Origin of the sequence: Halorubrum hochsteinianum, from assembly GCF_023702125.1 — an archaeon.
Classification (GTDB): domain Archaea; phylum Halobacteriota; class Halobacteria; order Halobacteriales; family Haloferacaceae; genus Halorubrum; species Halorubrum hochsteinianum.
In genome coordinates this window covers 1,249,868-1,263,648 of the sequence record NZ_CP098415.1, presented here as the reverse complement: position 1 = coordinate 1,263,648, position 13,781 = coordinate 1,249,868, and the positions used below count along the sequence as shown (strand labels likewise).

The following is a 13,781-nucleotide window of genomic DNA, read 5'->3' as shown; positions in this document are numbered from 1 at the left end:
CGCGGCGCGACGACGAGGCCCCTCGGGCCGATAACACTTCATCCCTCGTCGCGTTCGCGCCGTTTCGTTCCGTGGAGTCTCGACTGTAGTCTCCGTGAGCGACCGCTTTCCCAGTTTCTTACAAAACTTATAACGCTGAATTTAAGGGTATAGGCCGTGTCTCCTCCGGTAATGACGAGCGTTGCACTCGCGTTCAGCGGGGGACTCGACACCACGGTGTGCGTACCGCTACTGAAAGAGGAGTACGGCTACGACGAGGTCATCGGCGTCAACGTCGACGTCGGCCAGCCGACGGAGGAGTTCGACGAGGCCGAGGAGACCGCGGAGGCGCTGGGGCTCGACATCCACGTCGTCGACGCGAAGGCGGAGTTCGCGGACCTCTGTTTCGACGCGGTGAAGTCGAACGCCAGCTACCAGGGCTACCCGCTCGGGACCGCCCTCGCGCGCCCGGTCATCGCCGAGGCCATCCTGGAGGTCGCCGAGGAGGAGGGCTGTGACGCCATCGCGCACGGCTGTACTGGCAAGGGCAACGATCAGCTCCGCTTCGAGGCCGTCTGGCGCGGCTCCGATCTGGAAGTGATCGCCCCCGTGCGCGAGCTCGGACTCACCCGCGAGTGGGAGATCGACTACGCCGCCGAGAAGGACCTGCCCGTCGAGGCCGGTGACGGCGGCGTCTGGTCCATCGACGAGAACATCTGGTCGCGTGCGGTCGAGGGCGGGAAGCTCGAAAATCCGGATTACGAGCCGCCGGAGGACATCTACGAGTGGACCGCGGAGCCTGAAGGAGAGACCACCATCGAGGTCACCTTCGAGGAGGGCGTCCCGGTCGCCGTCGACGGCGAGGCGATGGACCCGGTGCCGCTCATCCAGCACCTCAACGAGTACGCCGGCGGCTACGGCGTCGGCCGCACCGACGTGATGGAGGACCGCATGCTCGGGCTGAAGGTGCGCGAGAACTACGAACACCCGGCCGCGACCGTCCTGCTGACCGCGCACCAGGCGCTCGAAGACCTCGTGCTCACGAAGAACGAGCGCTCGTTCAAGAAGGGGATCGAACAGGAGTGGTCCGAGAAGGCGTATCAGGGGCTCGTGTTCGCCCCGGTCGTCGACGCGCTGAACGCCTTCGTCGACGAGACGCAGGACGTGGTGACCGGCACGGCGACGGTGAAGGTCTCCGGCGGGGACTGCCGCGTCGTCGCCCGCGACTCCGAGTACGCCGTCTACTCCGAGGAGATGGCCTCGTTCAACACCGAGGACGTCGCCGGCATCGCCCAGTCGGACGCGACGGGCGTCGCGAAGTACCACGGGCTTCAGGAGCGCCTCGCCAACGACGTGAAAGCGAGCGTCTCGAAGCCCGAGCTGGCGACCGACGGGTCGGGAGCCGACGCCGCCGACACCGACGAGAACTGAATGACCGACGACGATCCCGGTACGGCCGACGCGAGTGCGGGCGACGGCGACGCGGACGGCGGCACCGCCGTCCGCCGCGACCGCTTCAGCGGCGGTCCAGCCCGCGAGTTCCTGTCGAGCCTCGCGGCCGACGAGGCCATCTTCGAGGCCGACCTCGCGGTCGACCGCGCGCACGTGGTGATGCTCGCCGAGCAGGGGATCGTCGACGACGGGGTCGCGGGGGAGATCCTCGCGGCGCTCGACGACGTGGAGGAGGCCGGACACGGCGCGCTCCCCGACGGCGAGGACGTCCACGAGGCGATAGAGACCGCTGTCATCGACCGGATTGGTCCCGACGGCGGGCGGATGCACACCGCGCGTTCGCGGAACGACGAGGTGGCGACCTGTATCCGCTACCGGCTGCGCGGGGACCTGCTCGCGGCGGTCGAGGCGACCGTCGCCGCCCGGGAGGCGTTCGTCGACGCCGCGGACGACCACGCAGAGACCGTGATGCCGGGGTACACCCACCTCCAGCCGGCCCAGCCGACGACCGTCGGCCACTACCTCCTGTCGTACGAGGGCGCGCTCGCCCGCGACACGGAGCGGCTGCTCGACGCGTACGACCGCGTGAACCGGTCGCCGCTCGGCGGCGCGGCGTTCGCGGGGACGCCCTTCGACGTGGACCGCGACCGGACCGCCGAGCTGCTCGGGTTCGACGGCACGGTCCGCAACTCGACCGACGCCGTCTCCGCGCGCGACTTCCTCGCGGAGTCCGCGAGCGCGCTCGCGACGCTCGCGACGACGCTGTCGGGGCTCGCGGAGGACCTGATCGTGTTCTCGAACAAGGGGGTGATCGAGCTGGCGGACGCGTACGCCTCCACCTCCTCGATCATGCCCCAGAAGAAGAACCCCGACACGCTGGAGCTGACCCGCGGCGTCGCGGGCGACGCGATCGGCGAGGCGACCGGCACGCTGAGCCTGCTGAAGGGGCTGCCGCGCGCCTACAACCGCGACCTCCAGCGCGCCCACGCGAGCGTCTTCGACATCGCCGACGACGTGCGCGAGGCGACCGAGGTGGCGGCGGGCGCGGTCGCGACCGCCGACTGGGACGAGGACGCGCTCGCGGCCGCCGCGGGCGAGGGGTTCTCGATCGCGACGGGCGTCGCGGACCTGCTCGCGGCGAACGGGCTCCCGTTCCGCACCGCCCACGAGATCGTCGCGAGCGCGGCGACCGAGGTCGCGGACGGCGACGACCCCGCGACGGCCGCCGCAAAAGTTGACGAGGCCGCACGGGCCGTGCTGGGCGAGTCCCTCTTCGAGCGCGTGTCCCGCGACGAGGTCGAACGCGTGCTCGACCCGGCGGAGAGCGTCGCGAGCCGCGACTCGGCCGGCGGGCCGGCCCCCGCGGCGGTCGCCGAGGAACTGGCGGCCGCGACCGCGGGAATCGACGCGGACGGGGCGGCGCTCGACGAGCGCCGCGAGTCGCTCGCGGCGGCCGCCGACGCGCTCGCCGCGGAGGTGGCGACGCATGAGTGATCGCCCGCCGCAGCCCGACCGGATGCGACGACCGCCGCGGTCGGTGGTCGGTCCGCGACCGCCGGCCGCGACCCCGCTCCCGCGAGGGGGCGAACCCGTACTCGGATCCTGACAGTCGGTCTCGTTCGACCGGCTTCGGACGCGCTCGCCCCGATAGCCGGTGCTTTAGTTAGTGTAAACTATTTGGTAAGTTCGGAACCTTTATGCGTTCGCGTCGCCGAGAACGGGGTACGATGACGAGCGACACCGACACGCTGACCGCGGAGGACCCGATCACGGGCGAGGAGATCGAGATCCCGGCCGACGTCGAGGTCGGGGAGATCATCGACAGTCCGGTCACCGGGACCGAGCTCGAAGTGATCTCGCTCGATCCGGTCGTCTTGGAGGAGGCACCAGAACTCGAGGAGGACTGGGGCGAGTAGATGGCGACGAGCGCCGCGGACCCGACACGCGAGTGGTCGACATGCGCGTGAGCACCGACGCGAACGGAGGGGGACCGCCGTGCGCGTAGGCGTCCTCTACTCTCGGATACGGAGAGACGAGAAGCTCCTGCTCGGCGAGCTCCGCGAGCGTGGCCACGAGGTCGAGAAGATAGACGTGCGCGAGGAGCGGTTCGGGCTGGAGTCCACGACCGCTCCGGTCGACGACCTCGACCTCGTCGTCGACCGCTGCCTGTCGACGAGTCGGTCGCTGTACGCGACGCGCTTCCTCGACAGCTACGGCGTCCCCGTGGTGAACTCTCCCGAGACGGGCGACGTCTGCGCCGACAAGGCGAAGAACTCGCTCGCGCTCGCCGAGGCGGACGTGCCGACGCCCGCCACGGAGGTGGCGTTCACGAAGGAGGCCGCCCTCGAAGCGATCGAGTCGTTCGGCTACCCCTGCGTCCTCAAGCCGGTCACCGGCTCGTGGGGGCGGCTGATGGCGAAGATCGACTCGCGGAACGCCGCCGAGGCCATCCTCGAACACAAGGAGACGCTCGGCCACTACGAGCACAAGGTGTTCTACGTCCAAGAGTTCGTCGACAAGCCCGGCCGCGACATCCGCGTGCTGGCGGTCGACGGCGAGCCGGTCGCGGCGATGACGCGCTCGTCCGACCACTGGCTCACAAACGCCGCGAAGGGCGGCGAGACGGAGGCGTTCGACCTCGACGAGCGCGCGACCGAACTGGTCGAGCGCGCCTCCGACGCGGTCGGCGGCGGGATGCTCGGCGTCGACCTGATGGAGGTCGGAGTCGAGCCGGAAGCGGACGCCGGCGAGACCGGAGTCGACGCGGACGGCGACGGCATCCCCGACGACTACACCGTCCACGAGGTGAACCACACCGTCGAGTTCAAGGCGCTCGATTCGGCCACCGAGGTCGACGTGCCGGCGCGGGTCGTCGACTGGCTGGAGACGAAGGCGGCCGCGGCGGCCGACGAGGGCGCGGAGGAGTCCACGGAGGCGACCACATGACCGACGGGACGTACACCGCGAGCGTCGTCGGCGGCACCGGCTTCACCGGCGGCGAGCTGTTGCGGATCCTCGCCGGCCACCCCGATTTCGAGGTCGTTCAGGCCACCTCGCGGTCGGCGGACAACATGACCGTCGGGCGCTCGCACCCGAACCTGCGCGGGCTGGACCTGCGCTTCTCGGACCCCGACGACCTGGAGTCGGTCGACGTGCTGTTCGCGGCGACGCCGCACGGCGTCTCGATGGGCCGGATCGACGAGTTCTTCGAGGCGGCCGACACCGTCGTCGACCTCTCGGCCGACTTCCGGCTGCCCGAGGCCGACGCCTACGACGAGTGGTACGACGGCCACGAGTCGCCGGAGTACCTCGACCGCGCGGAGTACGCGCTGCCCGAACTGAACCGCGAGAACCTCGTCGGCGCGGACCTGATCGGCGGCGGCGGCTGCAACGCGACCGCGACGATCCTCGGCCTCAAGCCGCTGGTCGACGCGGGCGCGCTCGGCCCGGAGACGGGCGAGGTCGTCGTCGACGTGAAGGTCGGCTCCTCGGAGGGCGGCGCGGGCGGCGGCGCGGCCTCCTCGCACCCGGAGCGCTCGGGCGTCGTGCGCCCCTACGCGCCCACGGGCCACCGCCACGAGGCGGAGATCGAGGCGTACCTCGGCCTCTCCGTCTCCTTCACCGTCCACGCGGTCGACATGGTGCGGGGCGCGAGCGCGACCTGTCACGTCTTCCCCGACGAGCCGGTCTCGAAGGGGGACCTGTGGGGCGCGTACCGCGACGCCTACGCCGACGAGCCGTTCATGCGGATCGTCTCCGGCGGGGGCGGCGTCTACCGCTACCCCGAGCCGAAGTCGGTCGCCGGGACGAACCACGGCGAGGTCGGCTTCGAGCTCGACCCCGGCAACCGCCGGGTCGTCGTCTTCTCGGCGATCGACAACATGACCAAGGGGTCGGCGGGCCAGGCCGTCCACGCGGCGAACGTCGCGCTCGGCCTCGACGAGACCGCCGGCCTCGAGTTCGACGGGCTTCACCCGGTGGGATCGCCATGACCGGGACCGAGTCCGACGCGGCCGGCGCGTCCGCGGACGACGGAACCGCCGCCGGCGAGCCGCCGGTCGTCGTCAAGGTCGGCGGCGCGAAGGCGGTCGATCCCGCCGGCGCGGTCGGCGACGTGGCCCACCTCGTCGCCAACGGCCGGCGAGTCGTCGTCGTCCACGGCGGCTCGACGGTCGTCGACGAGACCCTCGAACGGCTCGACATCGAGCCGGAGTACGTCGAGTCCGCCTCCGGCGTCACGGGGCGGTTCACCGACGCGGAGACGATGGAGGCGTTCGCGATGGCGATGGCGGGCAAGCTCAACACCGAACTGACCGCACAGTTCCGGTCGGCGGGGGTCGACGCGGTCGGCCTCTCCGGCGTCGACGGCGGCCTCCTCTCGGGGCCGCGCAAGTCGGCCGTCCGCGTCGTCGAGGACGGGAAAAAGAAGATCCGCCGCGGCGACCACTCGGGGAAGATCGAGTCGGTGAACGGCGACCTGCTCGGCGACCTGCTCGCCGACGGCTACACCCCGGTCGTCTCGCCCCCGATGGCGGGCGACGAGGGCGACGGCGAGGTCACCCCAGTCAACGCCGACGCCGACCGCGCGGCCGCGGCCGTCGCGGGCGCGCTCGGTGCCGACCTCGTCCTGCTGACCGACGTGTCCGGCGTGTACGCCGACCCGGACGACCCCGAGACGCGCATCGACGCGGCCGCGACGCCCGACGAGCTGGCGGCCGTCGAGGACGCCGCCGAGGGGTTCATGGGCAAGAAGGTGATGGCCGCGAGAGAGGCGCTCTCCGGCGGCTCCGGCCGCGTCGTGATCGCGGACGCCAACGTCCGCGACCCGGTCGTCGCCGCGCTCGGCGGCGCGGGGACGACGGTCGAGCGGTCGGCGCTCGGCGGCGAACGTGAGTCCGGTGTCGAAGCCGAAGGGGGTGAGACCGCGTGAGCGGCTTCGTCTTCTCCGAGAAGCCGATCGAGATCGCCGCCGGCGACGGCGTACACCTCACCGACACGAACGGGACCGAGTACCTCGACTTCGGCGCGAGCTACGCCTGTACGCCCGTCGGGCACTGCCACCCCGAGGTCGTCGACGCCGCGACGAGCCAGCTGGAGGAGCTCATGTACGTTCAGGCGTCGTACCCGCACGCGGCGCGGACGGCGTTGTACGAGCGCCTCGCCGAGGTCGCGCCCGTCGACGTCGACAAGGTCTGGCTCTGTAACTCCGGGACGGAGGCCAACGAGGCCGCGCTGAAGTTCGCCCGGCACGCGACGGGCCGCGAGAAGATAGTCGCGACCACGCAGGGGTTCCACGGCCGGACGATGGGGACCCTCGCGACCACCTGGAAGGACAAGTACAAGGAGGGGTTCGGCCCCCTCGCCGGCGGCGTGGAGTTCGTCGAGTACGGCGACGCCGAGGCGATGCGCGAGGCGGTCGACGAGGACACCGCCGCCGTCATCCTGGAACCGCTTCAGGGCGAGGGCGGGATCAACCCCGTCTCGACCGAGTACCTCCAGGCCGTCCGGGTCGCCACGGCGACGAACGGGGCGGCGATGATCCTCGACGAGATCCAGACCGGGCTGGGCCGCACCGGCTCGATGTGGGCGGCCGACCGCCACGACGTGGTGCCGGACGTGCTGACGACCGCGAAGGGGCTCGGCAGCGGGCTCCCGATCGGCGCGACGCTGTGTCGCGACTGGATCGCCGCCGACGCCGGCGACCACGGCTCGACGTTCTCCGGCGGCCCGGTGGTGTCGGCCGCGGCGGGCGCGACCCTCGACGTGATCGAGCGCGAGGGGCTTCCGGCTCACGCCGAGGAGGTGGGCGACTACCTCCGCGGCGAACTCCGCGACCGCCTCGGCGACGACGTGCGCGACGTGCGCGGGGACGGGCTGATGGTCGGCGTCGAGGTCCGTCGGGGGTCGAACCGCCTGCTGCGCGACCTCGCCATCGACCACCAGATCCTCGCGCTGCCCGCGGGCCGCACCGTCCTGCGGCTGCTCCCGCCGCTGACGGTCGAACGCGAGCACGCCGACCGCGTCGTCGACGCGATAGCCGAGGTGATCGGCTGATGGCGGCCGGGAAGGGGCGGGGGGCGGAGCCGGAAGCGGATCGCGAGGACGCCGACGTCGTCGCCGGCGGCGGCTACCCCGCGGCCTGCGACACGGCGGCCCGGAGGCTGCTGTACGACATGGTGTCGATCCCCTCGCCGTCGGGCGAGGAGGAGCGCGCGGCCGAGCGCCTCGTCGACTTCTTCGAGGCGAACGGCCGCGAGGCGTGGATCGACGAGGTCGGGAACGTCCGTGCGCCGGCGGACGACGCCGTCCTCCTGACCTCGCACGTCGACACCGTGCCCGGCGACATCCCGGTCGAGGTGCGGCCGGCACCGCCGGAGGGCGAGCTACCGGAGCCGTCGGACGTGCGCGTCGGCGACCCCGGCGACCCCGTCCTGTGGGGTCGCGGCGCGGTCGACGCGACGGGACCGCTGGTCGCGATGGCGGTCGCGGCGGTGAAGACCGGCGTCTCCTTCGTCGGCGTCGTCCGCGAGGAGGTCGACTCCGGGGGCGCGAGACACCTCGTCGGCGACCGCGACGCCCCCGAGGCGGTGATCAACGGCGAGCCGTCGGGCTGGCAGGGGATCACCCTCGGCTACCGCGGCCTGCTGGAGGGGACGTACGTGAACACGAGCGAGTCGGGCCACTCCTCGCGGCCGGAGCCGAACGCGATCCAGCACGCGATCGACTGGTGGCACGGCGTCGAGGAGACGTTCACGCCGGACGACGCCGAGACCGCCGTGTTCGATCAGGTGACGACGAAGCCCATCTCGGTCGACGGCGGGCTGAGCGACGACGGGCTCGCCGTGGAGACGACGATGGACGTGCAGCTCCGGGTCCCGCCCTCGCGGCCGGTCGACGAGATTCACGAGCTGGCGGAGGCGGAGCTGTCGACCGGCTCGGTCCAGTGGGACGACCCGATGCCGCCGGTGATGGAGAGCCCGCGGACCGACCTCGCGCGGGCGTTCCGCGTCGCAATCCGGTCGGCGGGCGGCGACGTGCGCCTGCTGCGGAAGACCGGCACGAGCGACATGAACCTCTTCGCGGCCGCGTGGGACTGCCCGATGGTCACCTACGGCCCGGGGAACTCCGACTTGGACCACGCGCCCGACGAGCGGCTGCCGCTGCCGGACCTGGACCGCGCCGTGCGCGTCCTGACCGACGTCTGTCGCGAGCGACTGTAACGCCACCCGATCACCCGACCCGTTTTCGATACCATGACACTCGCCACCGACGACTTCCTCGACATCGACGACGTGACGCCCGCCGAACTGGACGCCCTGCTCGACCGCGCCGCCGCGATGAAGGCGGGCGAGACCGACCCGCGACTGGGCGACGCGACGCTCGGGATGATCTTCGAGAAGCCGTCGACGCGCACCCGCGTCTCCTTCGAGACGGGCATGACCCGACTGGGCGGCCACGCGATGTTCCTCGGGCCAGACGACATCCAACTGGGCCACGGCGAGCCGCTGAAGGACACGGCGCGCGTCCTCGGCCGCTACGTCGACGGCGTGATGGCGCGGCTGTTCGATCACGAGGACGTCGAGGTCCTCGCCGAGTACGCCGACTGCCCCGTGATCAACGGGCTCACCGACGAGGCGCACCCCTGTCAGACGCTCGCGGACCTCCTCACGATCCGCGAGACGGTCGGCGAGGACGCCACCGTCGCGTGGGTCGGCGACGGCAACAACGTCGGCCAGTCGTTCGTCGTCGGCGCGGCGATGGCCGGGATCGACGTGCGGGTCGCCACGCCCGCCGACTACGGGATGGACCCCGCGGTGTTCGACCGGGCCGCGGCGTTCGGCGCGGACGTGACCCCCACGACCGACCCCGAGGCGGTGATCGACGGCGCGGACGTGGTCTACACCGACGTGTGGATCTCGATGGGACAGGAGGACGTACGCGGCGAGAAGCTCGCCGCCTTCGACGGGTTCCAGGTGAACGCCGACCTGCTCGCCGGCACGGACGCGACGGTGATGCACTGCCTGCCCGCGCACCGCGGGGAGGAGATAACCGACGACGTGCTGGAGTCCGACCGCGCGCTCGTCTGGGACCAGGCGGAAAACCGGATGCACGCGCAGAACGCGCTGCTCGTCGAACTGCTCGGCGGCGAGTAGCCGCCCGGCGAGAGCGAGCGGCCCGGCAAGAGCGAGCGGCCTGGCGTCAGCGGCGCTCCGGCTGGTCGCGGTCGTCGACGAGGAAGACGCTGTCTCGATTCGGATCGAAGTACACCTCCAGCGCGCGGAGGGCACCCACGTACGCCGCGAGCGCGCCGATCACGAACGCGACCGCCGCCGGAACGAGCAGAGCGAGGACCATGTCGGCGGAGCGTAGCACCCAAACGCGCATAGGCCTGACTCCGCCGAGGCGAAGCGATCGCAACCGAACCGCGGTGGCGTGTGCCTGCGAGCGGTCGCCCCCGGCGACCGCGAGACAGCACGCGCGAGGGAGTCGGCGGCGACCACCGGGAGCCGCCGACGAGGCTGGGGAGGTGTGAGGTGCGGTTGCCGTGCGGTTGCTGTCGGGCGGGAATCGAAGGGGCAGTCGCGAGGGCGAAGCCCGACGAAGTAAGCACCGCAGGGAGTGAGCGAAGCGAACGACCGAGGAGCGCAGCGAGTCGCGCGAGCCCTCGCGACTGGGGCTTCGGCGGCCTCGTCCACAACGAGAAACGCAACGAATCTCAGGCCGCGGTTCGGATCTAGTTCCCGGTCCAGCGCAGTATCGCCAGCGTCCCCTCGAAGAGGGCGATCATCGTGAGCGCCACGATGATCGGGGCCATTCCCGTCGGATCCGGGCTGAACAGGAAGGCGATCCCGAGGAACGACCCCCAGAAGATCAGCCGCTTCGACTCCAGCCACCACCGCGTGACGAGGTTCATCATGATCGCGAGCATGATGAAGAGGGGAATCTGGAAGACGATCGCCATGAACGCGAGCATGACGACGATCAGGTTGAACGTCTCCGCGAGCCCGAAGGCGATGGTCGCCGCGTCGGAGGTGTAGGTGGTGAAATACGAGAAGATCGCGGGCAGCACGAGGAAGTGCGCGAACGCGACGCCGACCCCGCCGAGGACCAGACTCGTCGGCACCGCCGCGAGGTAGTAGCGCCGCTCCTGCTGGTAGAGCCCGGGGCGCATGAACCGGTACGTCTCGTAGACGAACGCCGGAAGCCCCACCACCACGCCCGCGAGGCCGGCCACCTTCAGTCGGGTGAGCGGGAGCTCCAGCGGCCCGTACAGCCGCGGGCGGTTCTCCATCGGGGCCGGGATGTGGTAGCTCCAGAAGTAGTTGATGAGCTCCGTCGACTCGGTGACGACGACGAGCGTCGCCAGCCCGCCGACGAGGAAGACGACGGCGAGCCGGCGCATCATCTCCTCGATGTGGGCCGCCAGCGGCATCTCCTCGTCCGTCTCCGGCCCCTCGATGCCGCCGAACGCCTCGTCGCCGTCGTCGGTGGTCGCGGCCGCGTTCGCCGAGGCCGCCGGCGTGCCGCCGTCGCCGAGGCTCTCGGTGGTCTCGTCTTCGGCCGTCGTCCCCTCGTCGGCGGCCCCCTCGACGGCCGCGGTCCGCGCGGCGTCCTCGGCGTCGACGACGTCGTCCGGGTCCACGACGCCGTCGTCGGGCTCCGCGTCGGCGGCGCTCTCCTCGCCCGCGTCGGCCCCGACCTCGGAGGAGACCTCGGGCGTCACCTCCGACTCGACAGTCTCGGCGTCGTCCGGCTCGGATCCCGCGTCGGCGTCGGCCTCGTCGGCGGCCGGATCGCCGGCACCCGCCGAGTCGTCGTCGCGCGACCGATCCGAGTCGTCCATTCAGTTGCCCTACGCGACCGGGCCGTTATCAACCTTTTCGGATAGCGACGCCGCGAGGGGGCGATCGGGGTCCCGTGGCCGGACCGCCGATCCCCTGACCGGACCGGCGAGATCTACGCACCAGACCGACGGCCTCCCCGACCGGACCGCTTTCGGATCGCGCGGGCTCGGGTGCGGAACTGCCCGCGGTCGAAAAGGTTGATAACGGCGACGGCCTTCGGCCCCCGTATGGCGAGCGCCCTCGACGATGACACCCAGCGGTCGATCGCGGAGGGCCGCGACACGGCGAAGGCGTTCCTTCGGTCGATCCAGAAGGACCTCCAGAAGGTGTTCGTCGTCTTCCTCTTCGGATTCCTGCTGTCGTTCTGGGCGCTGCGCGTCTACATCTGGGACTGGCTCAGGGACGTGACGGAGTCGAACATGAGCCCCGCGGTCGCCGCGGAGGCGGACATCATCGCCACGACGCCGTTCGAGGTGATCCTCCTTCAAGCGAAGATCGGACTGATCGTGGGCGCGATCATCGCGATCCCACCGCTGATCTACGTCACCCGCGACGAGCTCCGCGCCCGGGGCATGTGGCCGCGGTCGCCCGTCGCGCGCTGGAAGCTCGCGGGGATCGCGCTGCTCGGTGCCGTGCTGTTCACCGCCGGCGTCGCCTACGGCGTCTTCGCGTTCTTCCCGCTGATGTTCGGCTTCCTCGCGGAGTTCGGGCTGGAGGCCGACATCCAGCCCACCTACGGGATCGTGATGTGGACGGAGTTCATCGTCTTCCTCTCGCTCTCGTTCGGGCTGGCGGGGCAGATGCCCCTGCTGGTCACCGGGCTGTCGTACGCCGAGATCGTCCAGTACGAGACGTTCCGCGACAAGTGGCGCTACGCGGTCGTCGCCATCTTCGTCTTCGGCGCGTTCTTCTCGCCGCCCGACCCGTTCACGCAGCTGCTGTGGGCGTTCCCGCTGACGGCGCTGTACGGGTTCAGCCTCTACCTCGCGAAGCTGGTCGTCACGGCCAAGCGAAGCTCCGAACAGATCGACGTGCCGGGGGCCGTGCGGAACCACTGGAACGTCGTCGGCGGCGTGACCCTCCTCGGCGGCGCGCTCGTGTACGGGTTCTACGAGTACGGCGGCCGCGCGGCGGTCAACGGCGTCCTGCGGCACCCCCTCGTCGACAGCACCTGGCGGTTCCTCGAACCCGGCGCGGGACTCGGCGTCGACCCCGCGACGGCGCTCGGGATCTACGCCGTCGCGTGGGCGCTGGCGTTCGCCGTGGTCGCGACGCTGTGGGCCGTGTACACCGACCTCGACACCACGAGCGCGGGCTACCAGTACGGCGACCCGACCGCGATCGACGTGAGCGAACTCGACGCGGCGGGCGTGCGGGCGGCCCCCGCCGACGCCTTCGCGGAGATGGAGGAGGAGCGGTCGCTCGCGCTCGCGCAGGCCGCGATGGAGGACGACGAGCCGGAGAAGGCGCAGGCGATCTTGGACCGGTTCGACGAGGCGAACGACGGCGACGGCGATTCGGCCGACGGCGACGCGAGCGGCGGCGGCGACGGAGGCGACGACGGCGGGCTGATGGGCTCCGTGCGGAACCGCGGGTCCCGGGCGGGGTCGACGTTCCTCGCCGAGTTCACCGACGGCGACGGGGAGGCGGCCGAGGACGACATCGGCGGCTACTACAAAGACCTCAAGTTCATCCTCGACTCGCTGCGTTCGGGGTCGTTCCGGATCGTCGCCGTCTTCGGCGCGGTGATGGCGGCGGCGTTCATGTGGCTGTACCTCGGGGGGCTCGGCACGGTCCGGGGCGACCTCGAACGGCGCGTGCCCGCCGAGGTCGAGGGCGGGATCAACATCATCACGCTCCACCCGGTCGAGGCGCTGATCTTCATGGTGAAGTTCTCGGTGGTGATCGGGATCTTCGCGGCGTTCCCGCTCGTCCTCTACTACGCGTGGCCCGCGCTCCGCGAGCGCGGCTTCGTCGCCGGGCGGGTGTACCAGGTGTACCTGTGGGCCGGGGCGCTCGGTGCCGGGATGGTCGGCGGCTTCGCGCTCGGCTACGCGTACATCGCGCCGGGACTCATCGGCTGGCTCGTCACCGACGCGCGCCTCGCCGACATGATCATCACCTATCAGGTGAGCGACTTCCTCTGGCTCGTCATCTACACCACGGTCGGGATCGGCTTCCTCGCCGACATCCCGATCGCGATGGTGCTCATGAACAAGGCGGGCGTCCCGTACCGCGTGTTCCGGGAGCGCTGGCGCGAGGCGACGATCGCGACCATGCTGATCGCGGCGGTGTTCACCCCCTCCGACGTGGTCACGATGTTCCTCGCGACGGTCCCGCTGATGGCCGCGTACGGCGTCGGCGTCGGGGCCCTCTTCCTCGTCACCTTCGGGGGACGGCGGAACCTCTCGCCGCCGGCGGAGTTCGTCGGGCGCTGAGCCGCCCGACGCCGGGAGCCGTCCCTCGACGCCACCCCCGCGACCGACGGGTATTCCCGCGCGCGCC

At 71.2% G+C, this 13,781-nt stretch carries 12 protein-coding genes; 10 read left to right on the top strand and 2 right to left on the bottom strand.

Translation table 11 applies throughout. The annotated features are described in order from the left end of the window. Positions 1-171: 171 nt before the first annotated feature. The 9 genes from NAF06_RS06215 (at position 172) to argF (ending at position 9,584) form a co-directional block, all read left to right on the top strand. On the top strand, positions 172-1,410 hold the full coding sequence (locus tag NAF06_RS06215) for an argininosuccinate synthase (protein WP_008585289.1): 1,239 nt from the start codon (positions 172-174) through the stop codon (positions 1,408-1,410). Further along, complete coding sequence (gene argH, locus NAF06_RS06210; protein ID WP_008585290.1) at positions 1,411-2,925, top strand: argininosuccinate lyase; 1,515 nt, start codon at positions 1,411-1,413, stop codon at positions 2,923-2,925. A 233-nt stretch (positions 2,926-3,158) separates the two neighbouring features. Next, positions 3,159-3,347, top strand: coding sequence for a lysine biosynthesis protein LysW (gene lysW / locus NAF06_RS06205; protein WP_004599337.1), 189 nt, complete (start codon positions 3,159-3,161; stop codon positions 3,345-3,347). A gap of 79 nt (positions 3,348-3,426) precedes the next feature. After that, a complete protein-coding gene (gene lysX / locus NAF06_RS06200; protein ID WP_008585291.1) occupies positions 3,427-4,377 on the top strand; it encodes a lysine biosynthesis protein LysX in 951 nt (316 codons plus the stop codon). Next, the gene (gene argC / locus NAF06_RS06195; protein ID WP_008585292.1) at positions 4,374-5,423 is read left to right on the top strand and encodes an N-acetyl-gamma-glutamyl-phosphate reductase; all 1,050 of its coding nucleotides are present in this window, start codon (positions 4,374-4,376) and stop codon (positions 5,421-5,423) included. Before lysX ends, argC begins: the two co-directional genes overlap by 4 nt. After that, positions 5,420-6,361 (top strand): acetylglutamate/acetylaminoadipate kinase, encoded by a 942-nt coding sequence (locus NAF06_RS06190; protein WP_008585293.1) that lies wholly within the window; start codon positions 5,420-5,422, stop codon positions 6,359-6,361. Before argC ends, NAF06_RS06190 begins: the two co-directional genes overlap by 4 nt. Next, on the top strand, positions 6,358-7,485 hold the full coding sequence (locus tag NAF06_RS06185; RefSeq protein ID WP_008585294.1) for an aspartate aminotransferase family protein: 1,128 nt from the start codon (positions 6,358-6,360) through the stop codon (positions 7,483-7,485). The genes NAF06_RS06190 and NAF06_RS06185 overlap by 4 nt, the downstream gene beginning before the upstream one ends. Continuing rightward, a complete protein-coding gene (locus NAF06_RS06180; RefSeq protein ID WP_008585295.1) occupies positions 7,485-8,651 on the top strand; it encodes a [LysW]-lysine hydrolase in 1,167 nt (388 codons plus the stop codon). Before NAF06_RS06185 ends, NAF06_RS06180 begins: the two co-directional genes overlap by 1 nt. Positions 8,652-8,684: 33 nt before the next feature. After that, the gene (gene argF / locus NAF06_RS06175; RefSeq protein WP_008585296.1) at positions 8,685-9,584 is read left to right on the top strand and encodes an ornithine carbamoyltransferase; all 900 of its coding nucleotides are present in this window, start codon (positions 8,685-8,687) and stop codon (positions 9,582-9,584) included. Positions 9,585-9,630: 46 nt separating this feature from the next. Here the strand turns inward: argF and NAF06_RS06170 are convergent, their stop codons facing one another. Further along, complete coding sequence (locus tag NAF06_RS06170) at positions 9,631-9,786, bottom strand: hypothetical protein (RefSeq protein WP_008585297.1); 156 nt, start codon at positions 9,784-9,786, stop codon at positions 9,631-9,633. A 379-nt stretch (positions 9,787-10,165) separates the two neighbouring features. Next, a complete protein-coding gene (tatC, locus tag NAF06_RS06165) occupies positions 10,166-11,275 on the bottom strand; it encodes a twin-arginine translocase subunit TatC (protein ID WP_008585298.1) in 1,110 nt (369 codons plus the stop codon). A 228-nt stretch (positions 11,276-11,503) separates the two neighbouring features. Here tatC (NAF06_RS06165) and tatC (NAF06_RS06160) point away from each other — a divergent pair, with 228 nt between their 5' ends. After that, positions 11,504-13,714: a twin-arginine translocase subunit TatC gene (gene tatC, locus NAF06_RS06160; protein ID WP_008585299.1), complete on the top strand. Its 2,211-nt coding sequence runs from the start codon at positions 11,504-11,506 to the stop codon at positions 13,712-13,714. Positions 13,715-13,781: the final 67 nt, after the last annotated feature.

What these genes read in the sequence shown, in the direction of transcription:
- NAF06_RS06215 (WP_008585289.1), top strand. Translation starts at nt 172, where the DNA reads ATGACGAGCGTTGCACTCGCGTTCAGCGGGGGACTCGACACCACGGTG.
- argH (WP_008585290.1), top strand. Translation starts at nt 1,411, where the DNA reads ATGACCGACGACGATCCCGGTACGGCCGACGCGAGTGCGGGCGACGGC.
- lysW (WP_004599337.1), top strand. Translation starts at nt 3,159, where the DNA reads ATGACGAGCGACACCGACACGCTGACCGCGGAGGACCCGATCACGGGC.
- argC (WP_008585292.1), top strand. Translation starts at nt 4,374, where the DNA reads ATGACCGACGGGACGTACACCGCGAGCGTCGTCGGCGGCACCGGCTTC.
- NAF06_RS06190 (WP_008585293.1), top strand. Translation starts at nt 5,420, where the DNA reads ATGACCGGGACCGAGTCCGACGCGGCCGGCGCGTCCGCGGACGACGGA.
- NAF06_RS06180 (WP_008585295.1), top strand. Translation starts at nt 7,485, where the DNA reads ATGGCGGCCGGGAAGGGGCGGGGGGCGGAGCCGGAAGCGGATCGCGAG.
- argF (WP_008585296.1), top strand. Translation starts at nt 8,685, where the DNA reads ATGACACTCGCCACCGACGACTTCCTCGACATCGACGACGTGACGCCC.
- NAF06_RS06170 (WP_008585297.1), bottom strand. Translation starts at nt 9,786, where the DNA reads ATGGTCCTCGCTCTGCTCGTTCCGGCGGCGGTCGCGTTCGTGATCGGC.
- tatC (WP_008585298.1), bottom strand. Translation starts at nt 11,275, where the DNA reads ATGGACGACTCGGATCGGTCGCGCGACGACGACTCGGCGGGTGCCGGC.
- tatC (WP_008585299.1), top strand. Translation starts at nt 11,504, where the DNA reads ATGGCGAGCGCCCTCGACGATGACACCCAGCGGTCGATCGCGGAGGGC.